This window comes from Bradyrhizobium sp. MI1.10 (assembly GCF_055811035.1).
Map to the genome: position 1 here is coordinate 58,934 of NZ_JBVVPN010000023.1, position 15,157 is coordinate 74,090.

Consider the following 15,157-nt stretch of genomic DNA (forward strand, 5'->3'; position numbering starts at 1 on the left):
TTTTTTTGGGGGGGCGGCGGGCGGGGGGGGGGGGGGGGCGGGCGGGGGGGCCGCGGCGCCCCCCCCCCCCCCCCCGGCGGGGGGGCCCCCCCCCCCCCCCCCCCCCCCCCCCCCCCACCTCTCCCCGCAAAGAGCGGGGAGAGGTTAAGGGCGCTCGCGGCGTCCCGTTGAAGTTCGATGGGCCCATGAAGTGAGGGACACACTGCTCGTGCACTCCCTCGCCCCGTTCTTACGGGGAGAGGGTGGGGTGAGGGGCTCTCTCCGCGAACTCGCTTTTAGACGCGTTCGATCTGGCACCGCCAAAACTATTGTGGCATAGACCATCGCGCATCACGGGTGGGGCGCTCTCTCTGCTCGCATCACATTCATCGCCGGAGATATTCATGCGCCGTTCACTCCTCCTCGCCGGGCTTGCCGTTGCGAGCTTCGTTGCCTCCGTTGCGGGCGCCAGCGCGCAGTCCCGGATGGTGCAGGTGGGCGTGCTCGAATGCCGCGGCGGCGCCAGCGTAGGCTTCATCGTGGGATCGGTAACCAATCTCGGCTGCGTGCTGCGCGTCGATGGTTTGCCGGACGACCGTTACGTCGCGACGATCCGCAAGGTGGGCCTCGACCTCGGCATCACCCAGGAAACGGCACTCGCCTGGGGCGTGTTCGCGCCGGTGAACCGGCTCGGCCCGGGCGACCTCGCCGGCACCTACGCCGGTGCGCAGGGCAGCGCATCGGTCGGCGTCGGCCTCGGCGGCAACGTGCTGGTCGGCGGCTCCAATAATTCGATCGCGCTCCAGCCACTCAGCGTGCAGGGCCAGGTCGGCCTCAACGTCGCCGCCGGCCTCGAGAGTCTGGAACTCCACCCGGGCCGTTGACAACTCCCGTGTGCGAATCGCGTCGCTCCGACGCGATTCCGGCAACGACGCACCGCAGCGACGTTTGATGCTTGCCAAATCTCGGGGACGGGCAGAGCATCGGCGTTTGCCGACCCAATCATGGGCCGAGCTCCACACCAAGGAGGCGGCGAATGGGACAAGACGTCAGAAGTCCCCGAGGTCCACGGTGCATCGCGCTGGTGGGCCCTTTCCAAAGCGGTAAAACCACACTTCTCGAAGCCATCCTGGCGCGAACCGGCGCAATCCCGCGCGCCGGCAGCGTCGACGCCGGAACCTCCGTCGGCGACGCCGCGCCAGAGGCCCGTCATCACAAGATGACCGTCGGGCTGACTGCCGTCACCACGAGTTTCATGGGCGACAGCTACACCTTCCTCGATTGTCCCGGTTCCGTCGAATTTGCCCACGACATGCGCGCCGCGCTGCCCGCGGTCGATGCCGCAATCGTGGTCTGCGAAGCCGACGAGAAGAAGCTGCCGCAGCTTCAGATCATTCTGCGCGAGCTGGAAGAACTGAAGATCCCGCGTTTCCTGTTCCTCAACAAGATCGACCGCGCCAACAAGCGCATCCGCGAGACGCTCGAGATACTCCAGCCCGCCTCGCGCGTGCCGCTGGTGCTGCGCCAGATCCCGATCTGGAAGGACGAGCTGATCGAGGGCTTCGTCGATCTCGCGCTGGAGCGTGCGTTCATTTACCGCGAGCACAAGGCCTCCGAAGTCGTCGCGCTCCAAGGCGGCGATCTCGATCGCGAGAAGGAGGCCCGCTTCTCGATGCTGGAGAAGCTCGCCGATCATGACGATGCGCTGATGGAGCAGCTGCTCGAGGACATCCAGCCGCCGCGCGACGCCGTGTTCGACGATCTCGCGCGCGAATTGCGCGACGGGCTGATCTGCCCCGTGCTGCTGGGCGCCGCCGCACGCGAAAACGGCGTGCTGCGTTTGATGAAAGCGCTGCGCCACGAGGCGCCCGGTATCGCGGAGACCGCAAAGCGTCTCGGCGTTCCCGAGACCAGAGACGTCCTCGGCTTCGTCTTCAAGACTCTGCATTCGCAGCACGGCGGCAAGCTCTCGCTGACGCGGATGCTCGCGGGCCATCTCGACGACGGTGCTACGCTGCAATCCTCCTCCGGCGGGGTCAGCCGCATCTCCGGCATCCTCGCCGTCACCGGGGCCTACGACACCAAGCGTGCCGCGGCGGAAGCCGGCGACACGGTGGCGCTCGCTAAGCTCGACCCGATCAAGACCGGCGACACGGTTTCGAACGGCAAGACCCCGCCGGCAGCGCTTGCCGCCAGCGAGCCCACTCCGCCGGTGCTCGCGATCTCGGTTGCGGCCACCGACCGCAAGGACGATGTCAAGCTCGGCCAGGCGCTGATGCGGCTGCACGAGGAGGATCCCTCGCTCGTCTTCGTGATGAACGCCCAGACCCACGACACCGTGCTGTGGGGTCAGGGCGAGATGCACTTGCGCGTCGCGAGCGAGCGGCTGCGCGATCGTTTCGGCGTCAAGGTCGCCTCGCATCCGCCTGCGATCGGCTATCAGGAAACCATCCGCAAGCCGATCGTCCAGCGCGGCCGCCACAAGAAACAGTCCGGCGGGCATGGCCAGTTCGGTGACGTCGTGCTCGACATCAGGCCGCTGCCGCGCGGCGAGGGCTTCAAGTTCGCCGAGAAGGTGGTCGGCGGCGCGGTGCCGCGCAACTACATCGGCGCGGTGGAAGAGGGCGTCGTCGACGGGCTCGCCCGCGGCCCGCTCGGTTTCCCGGTCACCGATTTGCAGGTGACGCTGACCGACGGCTCCTATCACAGCGTCGATTCCTCCGACCTCGCCTTCCGCACGGCGGCGCGGGTCGGGCTCACCGAGGGCCTGCCGCAATGCCAGTCGGTGCTGCTGGAGCCGATCCACGTGGTCGAGATCGTCTGCCCGACCGACGCCACCGCCAAGATCAACGCAATCCTATCGGCACGGCGCGGCCAGATCCTCGGCTTCGACACCCGCGACGGCTGGAGCGGATGGGACTGCGTCCGCGCCATGATGCCGGAAGCCGAGATCGGCGAGTTGATCGTCGAACTGCGCTCGGCCACGGCAGGCGCCGGCAGCTTCACCCGCCAGTTCGACCACATGGCCGAAGTCACGGGGCGCGCCGCCGACCAGATCATCGCCGCGCATCAACACGCGGCGTGATCGGTCTGCCGAAGTAAGGGACGCATCACTCTCTCGCACCCTCTGCCCGTCCTTTACGGGGAGAGGGTGGGGTGAGGGGCTGCCTCCGCGAGTGCGATCTAAATCGTAGACTTGACCAGTCGGATGGACATTCGCCGGTAGCGCCACCGTGGCCTGCCCCTCATCCGGATCGCACCGGACGATGCTTCGCATCGCCGGGGCGATCCGACCTCTCCCCGCGAAAAGGCGGGGAGAGGTTAAGGGCTTGCGCACGGCCTTGAATGATGTATTTTACATCATTGTACATGCTTCAGATATTACTTATAAAGGCTGAAACGTGAGGCCAAGGTGATCACGTCGTTCCAGATGCGGGCAGCGCGCGCGCTGCTCGGCATTGACCAGAGGGCCTTGGCGGAGCTCGCAGGCGTTTCGCTGCCGACCATTCAGCGGATGGAGGCGAGCACCGGCAACGTCCGCGGCGTGGTCGAGACCTTGATGAAGGTGGTCGAAGCCTTTGATCGGGCCGGCGTCGAGCTGATCGGCGAACAGGTGCGCAGCGAAGGCGGCGGACGCGGCGTTCGGCTCAAGGAGCCGGGGCCGCCGCGTCGGGTGGGAGCATGATCCCGCAATGATCATGCTCGGAAGCAGTCTTGACTAACGCACCGTCGCGCCCCGATACGCGGCCGCACGATGCATCGGAGCGTTGTGGGCAGCGGAGCATTTTGCTGAAATGAGCATCACTGGCGAACACGCAGGCAAGCTGCACCAGCTTCGTCGGCCGACCTTTACCGAACTCTATTTGCCAAAGCTCGTCACCGTATGGCGCGAGGGCTACGGCCTAGCGGATTTCCGCGCTGATGTGTTCGCGGGCCTCACGGTCGCGATCGTCGCGCTGCCGCTGTCGATGGCCATCGCGATCGCCTCGGGCGTGACGCCGGACCGCGGACTCTACACCGCCGTCGTCGGCGGCTTCATTGCCTCACTGCTCGGCGGCAGCCGATTCCAGATCGGCGGTCCCGCCGGCGCCTTCATTGTGCTGGTTGCGGCGACCGCCGACCGTCACGGGGTTGATGGCGTGATCCTGGCCACGCTGATGGCGGGCCTGTTCCTGATCGCTGCGGGCTTCCTGCGGGTCGGCACTTATATCAAGTTCATTCCGTATCCTGTGACGGTCGGCTTCACGGCCGGCATCGCCGTCATCATCTTCGCCAGCCAGCTGCGCGATCTCGGCGGGATCACGCTCCTCGCGAAGGAGCCGAGCGAGTTCGTTCCGAAACTGGTCGCGCTCGCCGGGGGCCTGCACACCGTCAATCCGTCGGCCGTCGCGGTCGCGATCGTCAGCATTGCCATCATCGCGGGCCTGCGACGCTGGCTGCCGTCCTGGCCGGGTATCCTGATCGCGGTCGTGCTCGCGGCGGTCGCATGTGCCGTGCTGTCGCTGCCGGTCGAGACCGTCGGCTCGCGCTTCGGCGGCATTCCGCGCGAACTGCCCTCGCCGGCCTTGCCTGCGTTCTCGCTCGCGAAGGCGACCGCCGTGCTGCCGGATGCGATCTCCTTCGCGCTGCTCGCCGCCATCGAATCGCTGCTGTCGGCGGTGGTGGCCGACGGCATGACCGGGCGCCGTCACCGCTCCAATTGCGAGCTGGTGGCGCAAGGCGCCGCCAATGTCGGCGCGGCGCTGTTCGGCGGCATCTGCGTCACCGGGCTGATCGCGCGCACCGCGACCAACATCCGCGCCGGCGCGCGGGGGCCGCTCGCGGGCATGCTGCATTCGGTCTTCCTGCTGCTGTTCATGCTGATCGCAGCGCCGCTCGCGAGCTACATCCCGCTGGCCGCGCTCGCCGCTGTGCTCGTCGTGGTGGCCTGGACCATGGCGGAGAAGCACGAATTCGCGACGCTGCTGCGCTCGTCATGGGGCGATGCCGTCGTGCTGCTCGCAACCTTCCTGCTCACCATCTTCCGCGATCTGACCGAAGGCATTTTGGTCGGCTTCGCGCTTGGCGCGGTCCTGTTCATCCATCGCATGGCGGAAATGACCGGCATCGAGGAACGTTCGCCGCTGGTGGCCGCCGATCGTCCCGACGACGATAATGGCGGGCGCGTGCCCTACGACCCCGCCCTCGCGGTCGATCGCGACGTGCTGGTCTATCGCATCACCGGCGCATTCTTTTTCGGTGCAGCCTCGGCGATCGGCGGCGTGCTCGACGGCATCGCCGACAAGCGCAAGGGATTCGTGGTCGATTTCGCCGCGGTGCCGTTCCTGGATTCGACCGCGGCCAACGTGCTCGGCCGCGTCGCCGCCAAGGCCCACCGCCAGGGCATCCGGCTGTTCATCACGGGGGCATCGCCAACGGTTCGCCGCGCGCTGCTCACCCATGGCGTCACGCCGCCACGCGCCCGCTATCGCGAGACCATCGCGCGTGCGGTCGCCGACATCAAGGGCGGCGCGGCGCACCCCGCGGCCGGTGAGGCGGGCACGACCTGACGCCGAGCCTCTCCCGAGACGCCCGCGCGCTTGACAGGGCCTGCGGGACGCGAAATGGATCGCCTCCGAAACGAACCCAGGGGAGGACGACCGTGACCAAGGCTCCCGCAGCCTGTCTGATCGGATGGCCGGCTGCGCATTCGCGCTCGCCGCTGATCCATCGTTACTGGCTGCGCACGCTCGGGATCGAGGGCGGCTATGTCATCGAGGCGGTTCCACCCGATAATTTGCGCGACTTCGTGCTGCGGCTGTCGCTGCGCGGCTTCGTCGGCGCCAACGTCACCATCCCGCACAAGGAGGGCGTGCTTGAGCTCTCGACGCCCGATGCCCGCGCGCGGGCGGTCGGTGCGGCCAACACGCTGTGGTTTGCGGACGGCGAGCTGCGCTCGACCAACACCGACGTCGAGGGCTTTATCGGCAATCTCGATGCCAGCGCGCCCGGCTGGGACGCAGCCGAAGAGGCGCTGGTGCTCGGCGCCGGCGGCTCCTCGCGCGCCATCGTGTTCGGGTTGCTCGAACGCGGCATCAGCCGCGTGCATCTCGCCAACCGCACCATCGCCCGGGCCGAGATGCTTGCACGCGAGTTCGGGCCGAAGGTGCATCCTGTTGCCTGGGACGGGATCGATGACATCCTGTCGCGTGCAAGACTTCTCGTGAACACGACCTCGCTCGGCATGCACGGTCAGCCTTCACTCGACCTTGACGTGGCGCGCCTGCCGGATGGCGCCGTGATCGCCGATCTCGTCTATGTCCCGCTGGCGACGCCGCTGCTCGCGGCCGCAAAGGCGCGCGGGCTGAAGACCGCCGACGGGCTCGGCATGCTGCTGCATCAGGCGGTCCGCGGCTTCGAGCTGTGGTTCGGCCAGCGGCCGCAGGTCACGGCCGAGCTGCGTGCGCTGGTCGAGGCCGATCTCACAAAGACTTGAGAGAATAGCGCGTAACCTCCGGAGTTCTATGTCCGTAAGGGGACAATAGGGACAATCGGAGACCGTCATGTCTGTTCAACGTGCAACTTTCACACGTCCGCTCATTGCCGTCGCGATGGTGGCCGTCTCGACCCTCTCGGCACTTGCGCAAAGGGCGCCGGTGCCGACGCGCGTCCGCGGCACGATCGAAAGCGTCAATGGCGACACGATGCAGGTCAAGGCGCGCAGCGGCGAGGATGTCAAGCTGCACATCGCCTCCGACGTGAACGTGTCAGGCATTACCAGGATTTCACTTGCCGACATCAAGCCCGGCTCCTTCGTCGGCGCCACCACCGTGCCGGGACCGGACGGCGGCGCGAACGCGGTCGAGGTCCACGTGTTTCCGGAGAGCATGCGCGGCACCGGCGAGGGCTCGCGACCTTATGACCTCAAGCCCAACTCCAGCATGACCAATGCGACCGTGTCGGAGAGCGTGGTCGGCAATGACGGCCATACGCTGCTGGTCAAGTACAAGGACGGCGAGAAGAAGGTGTTCGTCGCCGACAATACGCCGGTGGTGACCTTCGTGCCCGGCGACAAATCCGATCTGAAGGCCGGCGCCAAGGTGATCGCCTTCATGAAGCAGCTGCCGGACGGCTCGTTCGAAACCAACCGCGTCAGCGTCGGCCGCGACGGCCTGACGCCGCCAATGTAAATGGAGACTAACAACATGTCGAAGAGAAGCTGGATATCACGCGTCGGCGCGGCCGCATTCGCCGCCTGCATCGTCACGTCATCCGCCCTGGCGCAGCAGACGCCGACGGTCCGGATCCGCGGCACCATCGAGAGCGTCGACGGCAACACGCTCGGCATCAAGACCCGCGAAGGCAGCGACGTGAAGGTGCGCATGACCGACAACGTCGCCGTCTTCGCGGTGGTGAAGACGTCGTTGTCGGAGATCAAGGACGGCTCCTATATCGGCGTCACCGGCCTGCCCGAGCCCGACGGCACCCAGAAGGCGATCGCGGTGCACATCTTCCCCGAAAACCAGCGCGGCGCGGCCGAAGGTTTTCGTCCCTGGGACGCGCGCGCCAACTCGACCATGACCAACGCCACCGTGGCGCAGACGGTGAAGGGCACCGATGGCCAGAACATCACGGTCAAGTACAAGGACGGCGAGAAGAAAGTCGTGGTGCCTCCGGACACGCCGATCGTCACCTTCGTCGCCAGCGACAAATCCGAGCTCAAGCCCGGCGCCAAGCTGATCATTTTCGGCGCGGTGAAGAAGGACGATGGTTCGCTGGAAGCCAACCGGGTGAACGTCGGTCGCGATGGGGTGACGCCGCCGATGTGAGGAGCGCGCCAAGCGGAGATTTGTAGGGTGGGTTAGGCGAAGCCGTAACCCACCATGCTTCCGCAAATGCGGACCGAAGTTGGTGGGTTACGCTCAGCGACCGCGCTTCGCGCAGCCGCAGAGCTAACCCACCCTACAGCACTGCCGCTGCGGTTCACATCGCAATGATATGTTCGTCGATCTCGTCAATCCTGTTGACGCCGCACAGGCCCATGGTGGTGAGCAGCTCCTTCTGGATGATGTCGATCGCCTTGGCGACGCCGGCCTGGCCGCCGGCGCCCAGGCCATAGGCGTAAGCGCGGCCGATCATGCAGGACTTTGCGCCGAGCGCGAGCGCGCGCATCACGTCTTGACCGGAGCGGATGCCGCCGTCGAACATGATCTCCATCCTGTCACCGACCGCCTCGGCGATCTCGGGCAGCACCTCGATCGATGACGGCGCGCCGTCGAGCTGACGGCCGCCGTGGTTCGATACGACGAGAGCCTGCGCGCCGGTCTTGGCGGCTTCCTCCGCGTCCTCGACGTCCAGAATGCCCTTGATGATCAGCTTGCCCGGCCAGATGCTGCGGACCCACTCGACGTCCTTCCAGTTCAACGACGTGTCGAACTGCGACGCCGTCCACTCGGCGAGGCGATTGAGATCCCCGGTGTTCTTCACATGTCCGGCGATGTTACCGAAGGTGCGGCGCTTGCCCCGGAGCACGCCCGACACCCAGGTCGGCTTGGTGGCAAAGTCGATCAGCTTCGAGAGCGACCATTCCGGCGGAACCGTCATGCCGTTCTTGATGTCGGCGTGGCGCTGGCCGATGACCTGGAGATCGACTGTCAGCACCAGCGCGGAGCATTTCGCCGCGATCGCGCGCTGGATCAGTTCCTTGATGAAGCCGCGGTCCTTCATCACGTAGAGCTGGAACCAGAACGGCTTCTCGACACTGGCCGCGATGTCTTCGATCGAGCAGATCGACATCGTCGACTGCGTGAACGGGATACCGGCGGCTTGCGCGGCGCGGCAGGCATGGATCTCGCCATCGCCATGCTGCATGCCGAGCAGGCCTACCGGCGCGAGTATCAGCGGCATGGTCGAGGGCTCGCCGAGGATCGTGGTCGCGGTGTCGCGTTTGGAGACGTCGACCAGGATGCGCTGGCGGAACTTGATGGCCTGCATGTCATCGCGGTTGGCGCGCAGCGTTTCCTCGGCGTAGGAGCCGCGGTCGCAATAATCGAAAAACGCCTTCGGCACGCGGCGCTGATGCAGTGTGCGAAGATCGTCGATACAGGTGATGTGCTTCATGAACGTTTCCCCGGCCCGTCTTCTATCAAGAGTCTTGTACTGGAAGACTCTTGCATCGGAAGATCGAGGGGTCATCTAGCATGGTTGGATGCACAGCCAAATCGTTTGAAAATCTTTTGGAGGAGGGCGCCATGACCAGGCCGCACACCGGACCGACGCCGGAGGAGATCAAGGAGAAGCATGATCTCGAGGAGGCGCTGGAAGAAGGTCTGGAAGAGACCTTTCCGGGCTCCGATCCCGTCAATGTCACCCAGCCGGCGCCGAGCCGCGGGGACGGCCATGTGAAGCGCTCGGACTAGGCGCGGTTCCGCCCTGTTCCGGCGTCCTCACCGGAAATATAACGTTAACAAGGCGTTATCGGGGCCGGGGTACGTCCGGTTCCGTAATGATTCATCATATTTTTTGAAGCCAAGTTAGCCGCGATGGCTTTATAAGACCTCAGCAAATCAGGGATGCGGGTCCCGCCAGGGCACCCGCAGGTTGTCTTGGGATCCCTGGTTGTCGCGTGGGGGACGATATGAGCCGCAAATATTTCGGGACGGACGGGATCCGGGGCCGCGCCAACGGGCTGATCACGCCGGAGCTCGCGCTCAAGGTCGGCCAAGCCGCAGGCCTGGCGTTTCAGCGCGGTGACCACCGCCACAGGGTCGTGATCGGCAAGGACACCCGCTTGTCCGGCTACATGATCGAATACGCCATGGTTGCGGGCTTCACCTCGGTCGGCATGGATGTGCTGCTGGTCGGCCCGATGCCGACACCGGCGGTCGCGATGCTGACCAAGTCGATGCGCGCCGATCTCGGCGTGATGATCTCCGCGTCGCACAACCTGTTCGAGGACAACGGCATCAAGCTGTTCGGCCCGCAGGGCTTCAAGCTCTCCGACGACGTCGAGAAGCAGATCGAGCAGCTGCTCGACGAGCCCATCGACAAGCGTCTTGCCCAGAGCGCCAGCCTCGGCCGCGCCCGCCGCATCGATGGCGTGCATGATCGCTACATCGAATTCGCCAAGCGCACGCTGCCGCGCGATCTGTCGCTCGACGGCCTGCGCGTCGTGGTCGATTGCGCCAACGGCGCCGCCTACAAGGTGGTACCGGAAGCGCTGTGGGAGCTGGGCGCCGACGTGATTGCGATCGGAGTCGAGCCCGACGGCTTCAACATCAACAAGGAATGCGGCTCCACCTCGCCGGAAGCGCTGTCGAAGAAGGTGCGCGAGATGCGCGCCGACATCGGCATCGCGCTCGACGGTGACGCCGATCGCGTCATCCTGGTCGACGAGCGCGGCCACATCGTCGATGGCGACCAGCTGCTCGCGGTGATCGCGCAGAGCTGGAAGGAAGACGGCCGGCTGTCGCGATCGGGCATCGTCGCCACCGTGATGTCGAACCTCGGGCTCGAGCGCTTCCTCAATGCGCAGGGGCTCGATCTCGTGCGCACGCCGGTCGGCGATCGCTACGTGCTCGAGCAGATGCTGAACGGCGGCTACAATCTCGGCGGCGAGCAGTCCGGCCACATCATCCTGTCCGACTACGCCACCACCGGCGACGGCTTCGTGGCCGCATTGCAGGTGCTTGCCGTGGTGCAGAAGCTGCGCCGGCCGGTGTCGGAAGTCTGCCACCGCTTCGATCCGCTGCCGCAGATTCTGAAGAACGTCCGTCACAAGGGCGGCAAGCCGCTCGACAATTCCGACGTCAAATCGGCGATCTCCGACGGCGAGCAGCGGCTCAACGGCCACGGCCGCCTGCTGATCCGCTCCTCCGGCACCGAGCCGGTGATCCGCGTCATGGGCGAGGGCGAGGATCGCATCCTGGTCGAGGACGTCGTCGACACCATCGTTTCCGCACTCGGGCAGGCCGCGGCCTGAGGCGCATCGCGAAGCACGATCGTAGCCCGGATGGAGCGCAGCGAAATCCGGGATTCGTGCAACGGGCGAACGGCCCCGGATTGCGCTGCGCTCCATCCGGGCTACGAACTCCCTCAGGCGGGAAGAGCGAAGCGCATCCCAGCCATCGACGATTGGCGGTGGATCGCTCGCCGCGCGCAGCGTAACTAGCTTGTCGCGGCAATCTGCCGCGCCGGCCGGGATGCTCCATTGAACAAGCCAGTCGTCGTCTCAGAGGAAGCGCTGACCGAGCCCGTCATCGTCAGCGACGTCGCGCCCGCCGCCAAAAGTGCCGCAGGGCCGGCCTATGTCGTACTTGCCGGCATCAGCTTCTCGCACTTTCTCAACGACACCATGCAGTCGCTGATCGCTTCCGTGTATCCGATCCTGAAGGACACCTACGCACTCGACTTCGCGCAGATCGGCATGATCACGCTGGCCTTCCAGTTCACGGCCTCGCTGCTCCAGCCGGTGGTCGGCCACTACACCGACAAGAAGGCGCAGCCCTATTCGCTGTCGATCGGCATGGCCTCGACCTTCTTCGGTCTGTTGCTGCTCAGTGCCGCCCACCAATATCTCGTCATCCTCGTCGCCGCCGCGCTGGTCGGCCTCGGCTCGGCGGTGTTTCACCCGGAATCGGCGCGCATCGCGCGGCTCGCCTCCGGCGGCCGCTACGGTTTTGCGCAATCGGTGTTCCAGCTCGGCGGCAGTTTTGGCACCTCGATGGGACCGGTGCTCGCCGCGCTCATCGTCGTGCCGTTCGGGCAGGGCAGCATCGCCTGGTTCTCCTCGATCGCCTTCCTCGCGATCCTCATCCTCTGGCGCATCGGCCGCTGGTACGAACCGCAGATCAAGGCGAAGAAGACCGCGGTCGCTCAAGCCCATCCCGACGCGCCGAGCTCGCGTCGCGTCGTCGTTGCGCTCCTCGTGCTGGTCGCGCTGCTGTTCTCGAAACAGCTCTACGTCTCGAGCCTGTCGAGCTACTACATCTTTTATCTGATCGACCGCTTCGGCGTGTCGACGCAAGCCGCGCAGATGTATCTCTTCATTTTCCTCGCCGCGAACGCGGTCGGCGCTTTTCTCGGTGGTCCCCTGGGCGATCGCTTCGGCCGCAAGATCGTGATCTGGATCTCGATCCTGGGGGCGCTGCCGTTCACGCTGGCGCTGCCCTATGCCGGGCTCTATGCGAGCGCGGTGCTATCAGTGATCATCGGCCTGATCATCTCCTCGACGACGTCATCGATCATCGTGTTCGCGCAGGAGCTGGTGCCGCATCGCTTCGGCATGATCTCCGGCGTGTTCTTCGGTGTCGCCTTCGGCATCGGCGGCTTGGGCGCCGCCGTGCTCGGCAAGCTCGCCGACCACACCTCGATCGCGTTCGTCTACCAGGTCTGCGCTTACCTCCCGGCGATCGGCCTGCTTGCGGTGTTCCTGCCCAAGCTGCCGCGGCACGCCCGTTAACATATCCTGTCTTGCTGCAACGCGGCTTCATACATCGTTAGGAAATGCGGCCACGGCGTCGTATTTGCGCTGCATTTTTGCAACGCTCGCGCCGCACGCGCGTGTGCAGTTAGAAAAAATCAACCTTAAAAATTAGGGTTAAGTGGCGCTTAAACATTTGCTGGCATCGTCCGGGCCGTGAGTTTCCAGAACGTGAGGCGCCGTATTTGCCTCACCGGCCAAAAGGACGAAGCCAATGCGTAGCGTTAAGTCTCTCCTTGCCGCGGGTGCGGCAACCCTGATCTCATCGATGGCGTTCGCCGCCGACATGCCGATCGCGGCGCCCCCTCCGATGTACGCGCCCCCGGCTCCGCCCGCCGATTTCGGTGGCTGGTATCTGCGCGGCGACGTCGGCTTCAGCAATCAGAAGACAAGCGATCTCCACTACGGTCGCGAGTCCGCCTATTCGCAGCTCACCTCGTTCAATCAGCAGGCGTCGTTCGACACGGCCGGCATCTTTGGGCTCGGCGCGGGTTACCGGTTCAACAATTGGTTCCGCGCGGACGTGACCGGGCAGTATCGCGGCAATTCGAATTTCAAGGGAACGGATCGTTTCACCGGAACCGCGGGCGGCGTGCCCTACAGCGGGATCGACAATTACAGTGCATCCAAGTCCGAATGGCTGGTGTTGGCGAACGCGTATGTCGACCTGGGCACCTGGTGGTGCATCACGCCGTTCATCGGCGCGGGCGTTGGCGGCGCACGCGTCTCCATCTCGAACTTCACCGACACCGGCATCAACGATCTTGCGTTCTCGACCGCGAGCTTCTCGAGCGCACCGACCGGTTCGAAGTGGAACTTGGCGTGGGCTGCCCACGCGGGTCTCGCATACAAGGTCAATCCCAACCTCGTCCTCGAACTTGCCTATAGCTATGTCGATATGGGTGAGGGGCAAACCGGTGTTTTGTCGACCTACACCGGGGGAACCACGGGCAACGTCTTCAAGTTCAAGGACATCACCTCGCACGACCTGAAGCTCGGCGTGCGCTGGAATCTCGACAGCCCGCCGGCCTACATGCCGCCGCTCGTCACCAAGGGCTGATCGTCAGCCTGATCGGTTAGGATTTCTTAACGGCGCGGGATCATCCCGCGCCGTTTTGCTTTGCGTATTTTTCATGGCGAACGGCGACGAAAGGCTCCGACGCAACCATTGGTTAAGGTTAACGAGCCATGATCACGAGCGAAAGTTCGAGTTCGATGGAGCGTTCGATGCGTAGGCTTTTGTTGGCGGCGGCGATGTTGGGGACGATCTCTGCGGCGCACGCGGCTGATCTCTCTGACCTGCCGATCCTGCGCGGCGGCTTCACAGACGGCTTGAGCAACTCCAACGTCAACTGGCAAGGAAGCTATATCGGCGCCCAGGGAAGCTACGGGACATCCGATATGAATTTCACCGGTTCTACTAGAACTGTTGCGGCTGCCTTGCTTGCCAATACTTCGATCGAAGCCGGTGGACAGGTATCGAGCTGGCCAGTGGGCGGCGGCAAGGTGTCATCACATGGTCATGGCTATGGCGCCTTCGCCGGTTACAACGGGCAATGGGACGATGTCGTGCTCGGCGTCGAGGTCAATTACATACATGGCAAGTTCGGCGGCTCGGCGACCGGCACCATGGGGCGCTCCTTTGTCGATCCTCTGAGTTTTCTGGACGACATCACGTACAAAAGCACGAGCTCGATAGCGATCTCCGATATGGGAACGCTCCGCATTCGCGGCGGCTACGCCGTCGGCTCTTTCTTGCCTTATCTGTTCGGAGGCATTGCACTTGGGCAAGCCAACATCACCAAGACTGCCGAGATCACCGGGACTCAGTTCAACCAGTCGGCGCCCTTTCAAACAATCAATGTCAATCTGTCCGCCACAGATGGTCTCTATAGTCACCTGATCTATGGCTACTCCACCGGTATTGGTGTCGATGCGATGCTGTGTGCAGGCCTGTTTCTGCGGGCGGAGTGGGAATACGTTCGCTTCACGTCATCGGTCGACACCAGCATCAATACCGTCCGCGCCGGTCTCGGCTACAAGTTCTGACGCGCGTGCGCGCCGCCGATTGACAGGCCGCCTCCGTCCTGATGCTCTGTCGCCGAACGCGGGGGCAGCGATGCGGATCTACGGCGATACCAATTCCGGCAATTGTCTGAAGGTGAAGTGGGTCTGCGATAAGCTCGCGCTGCCCTATCAGTGGATCGAGATCGACACTCGCAAGGGCGAAAGCCGCACGCCGCAATTCCTGAGGATGAATGGCGCCGGCCAGGTGCCGACGGTGGCCTTCGACGAAGGTCGCACGCTGGCGCAATCCAATGCCATCATCCGCTATCTCGCGCGCGACAGTGCGCTCATTCCGCGCGATGCCTTCACTGCCGCGAAGATGGACGAATGGCTGTTCTGGGAACAATACAGCCACGAGCCCTATATCGCGGTGTGCCGCTTCCAGCTCGTCTATCTCGGCAGGGACGCCTCCGAGCTCGACCCTGAAAAGGTCAAGCGCGGCTATGCGGCGCTCGATCGCATGGAGCAGCATCTGGCGGCAAGCCGCTTCTTCGCCGGCGATGCAGTTTCGCTCGCCGACGTCTCGCTGCTTGCCTATACGCGCGTCGCGCATGAAGGCGGCTTCGATCTCGGTCGTTATGCCGCCATCCGCCGCTGGATCGGCGAAGCCGAGACCTTTCTCGGGCTTCCCAAGGTGCGTTAGGCGCGCTG

Annotated in this window: 14 protein-coding genes; 13 read left to right on the forward strand and 1 reads right to left on the reverse strand. The window is 64.8% G+C overall.

Translation table 11 applies throughout. The annotated features are described in order from the left end of the window. Positions 1-383 precede the first annotated feature (383 nt). The 7 genes from AC0L3K_RS23830 to AC0L3K_RS23860 all read left to right on the forward strand — a co-directional run bounded on the left by AC0L3K_RS23830 (position 384) and on the right by AC0L3K_RS23860 (position 7,787). Positions 384-863 (forward strand): DUF992 domain-containing protein, encoded by a 480-nt coding sequence (locus AC0L3K_RS23830; RefSeq protein ID WP_354169286.1) that lies wholly within the window; start codon positions 384-386, stop codon positions 861-863. Between the two features lie 152 nt (positions 864-1,015). Continuing rightward, positions 1,016-3,064, forward strand: coding sequence for an elongation factor G (locus tag AC0L3K_RS23835; protein WP_007596743.1), 2,049 nt, complete (start codon positions 1,016-1,018; stop codon positions 3,062-3,064). Positions 3,065-3,391: 327 nt separating this feature from the next. Continuing rightward, a complete protein-coding gene (locus AC0L3K_RS23840) occupies positions 3,392-3,664 on the forward strand; it encodes a helix-turn-helix domain-containing protein (RefSeq protein ID WP_007596742.1) in 273 nt (90 codons plus the stop codon). Between the two features lie 109 nt (positions 3,665-3,773). Further along, on the forward strand, positions 3,774-5,528 hold the full coding sequence (locus tag AC0L3K_RS23845; RefSeq protein WP_473367008.1) for a SulP family inorganic anion transporter: 1,755 nt from the start codon (positions 3,774-3,776) through the stop codon (positions 5,526-5,528). Positions 5,529-5,620: 92 nt separating this feature from the next. Further along, on the forward strand, positions 5,621-6,454 hold the full coding sequence (locus AC0L3K_RS23850) for a shikimate dehydrogenase (RefSeq protein ID WP_354169290.1): 834 nt from the start codon (positions 5,621-5,623) through the stop codon (positions 6,452-6,454). Positions 6,455-6,521: 67 nt separating this feature from the next. Next, positions 6,522-7,148 (forward strand): hypothetical protein, encoded by a 627-nt coding sequence (locus AC0L3K_RS23855; protein WP_007596731.1) that lies wholly within the window; start codon positions 6,522-6,524, stop codon positions 7,146-7,148. Positions 7,149-7,163: 15 nt separating this feature from the next. Next, entirely contained in the window at positions 7,164-7,787 is a 624-nt protein-coding gene (locus AC0L3K_RS23860; RefSeq protein WP_354202444.1) for a single stranded DNA-binding domain-containing protein, read from the forward strand. A 154-nt stretch (positions 7,788-7,941) separates the two neighbouring features. Here the strand turns inward: AC0L3K_RS23860 and AC0L3K_RS23865 are convergent, their stop codons facing one another. Beyond that, positions 7,942-9,078 carry an alpha-hydroxy acid oxidase gene (locus tag AC0L3K_RS23865; RefSeq protein ID WP_007596727.1) on the reverse strand — a complete coding sequence of 379 codons (1,137 nt, stop codon included), beginning with the start codon at positions 9,076-9,078 and terminating at the stop codon, positions 7,942-7,944. Between the two features lie 131 nt (positions 9,079-9,209). On the opposite strand from AC0L3K_RS23865, the gene AC0L3K_RS23870 reads away from it, so the two are divergent. The 6 genes from AC0L3K_RS23870 to AC0L3K_RS23895 all read left to right on the forward strand — a co-directional run bounded on the left by AC0L3K_RS23870 (position 9,210) and on the right by AC0L3K_RS23895 (position 15,149). After that, on the forward strand, positions 9,210-9,377 hold the full coding sequence (locus tag AC0L3K_RS23870) for a hypothetical protein (RefSeq protein WP_007596725.1): 168 nt from the start codon (positions 9,210-9,212) through the stop codon (positions 9,375-9,377). Positions 9,378-9,595: 218 nt separating this feature from the next. Continuing rightward, positions 9,596-10,939, forward strand: a complete 1,344-nt coding sequence (glmM, locus tag AC0L3K_RS23875) for a phosphoglucosamine mutase (protein WP_007596723.1) — start codon at positions 9,596-9,598, stop codon at positions 10,937-10,939. Positions 10,940-11,167: 228 nt separating this feature from the next. Then, on the forward strand, positions 11,168-12,418 hold the full coding sequence (locus AC0L3K_RS23880) for an MFS transporter (protein ID WP_473367009.1): 1,251 nt from the start codon (positions 11,168-11,170) through the stop codon (positions 12,416-12,418). Between the two features lie 235 nt (positions 12,419-12,653). Further along, positions 12,654-13,499 (forward strand): outer membrane protein, encoded by an 846-nt coding sequence (locus tag AC0L3K_RS23885; protein ID WP_007596720.1) that lies wholly within the window; start codon positions 12,654-12,656, stop codon positions 13,497-13,499. A 167-nt stretch (positions 13,500-13,666) separates the two neighbouring features. After that, positions 13,667-14,488 carry an outer membrane protein gene (locus AC0L3K_RS23890; RefSeq protein ID WP_007596719.1) on the forward strand — a complete coding sequence of 274 codons (822 nt, stop codon included), beginning with the start codon at positions 13,667-13,669 and terminating at the stop codon, positions 14,486-14,488. A 70-nt stretch (positions 14,489-14,558) separates the two neighbouring features. After that, the gene (locus tag AC0L3K_RS23895) at positions 14,559-15,149 is read left to right on the forward strand and encodes a glutathione S-transferase family protein (protein ID WP_007596718.1); all 591 of its coding nucleotides are present in this window, start codon (positions 14,559-14,561) and stop codon (positions 15,147-15,149) included. Positions 15,150-15,157 lie beyond the last annotated feature (8 nt).

Excerpts from the sequence above, each read along its gene's own strand:
- AC0L3K_RS23830 (WP_354169286.1), top strand. The coding sequence starts at position 384 with ATGCGCCGTTCACTCCTCCTCGCCGGGCTTGCCGTTGCGAGCTTCGTT.
- AC0L3K_RS23835 (WP_007596743.1), top strand. The coding sequence starts at position 1,016 with ATGGGACAAGACGTCAGAAGTCCCCGAGGTCCACGGTGCATCGCGCTG.
- AC0L3K_RS23845 (WP_473367008.1), top strand. The coding sequence starts at position 3,774 with ATGAGCATCACTGGCGAACACGCAGGCAAGCTGCACCAGCTTCGTCGG.
- AC0L3K_RS23855 (WP_007596731.1), top strand. The coding sequence starts at position 6,522 with ATGTCTGTTCAACGTGCAACTTTCACACGTCCGCTCATTGCCGTCGCG.
- AC0L3K_RS23860 (WP_354202444.1), top strand. The coding sequence starts at position 7,164 with ATGTCGAAGAGAAGCTGGATATCACGCGTCGGCGCGGCCGCATTCGCC.
- AC0L3K_RS23865 (WP_007596727.1), bottom strand. The coding sequence starts at position 9,078 with ATGAAGCACATCACCTGTATCGACGATCTTCGCACACTGCATCAGCGC.
- AC0L3K_RS23870 (WP_007596725.1), top strand. The coding sequence starts at position 9,210 with ATGACCAGGCCGCACACCGGACCGACGCCGGAGGAGATCAAGGAGAAG.
- glmM (WP_007596723.1), top strand. The coding sequence starts at position 9,596 with ATGAGCCGCAAATATTTCGGGACGGACGGGATCCGGGGCCGCGCCAAC.
- AC0L3K_RS23885 (WP_007596720.1), top strand. The coding sequence starts at position 12,654 with ATGCGTAGCGTTAAGTCTCTCCTTGCCGCGGGTGCGGCAACCCTGATC.
- AC0L3K_RS23890 (WP_007596719.1), top strand. The coding sequence starts at position 13,667 with ATGCGTAGGCTTTTGTTGGCGGCGGCGATGTTGGGGACGATCTCTGCG.
- AC0L3K_RS23895 (WP_007596718.1), top strand. The coding sequence starts at position 14,559 with ATGCGGATCTACGGCGATACCAATTCCGGCAATTGTCTGAAGGTGAAG.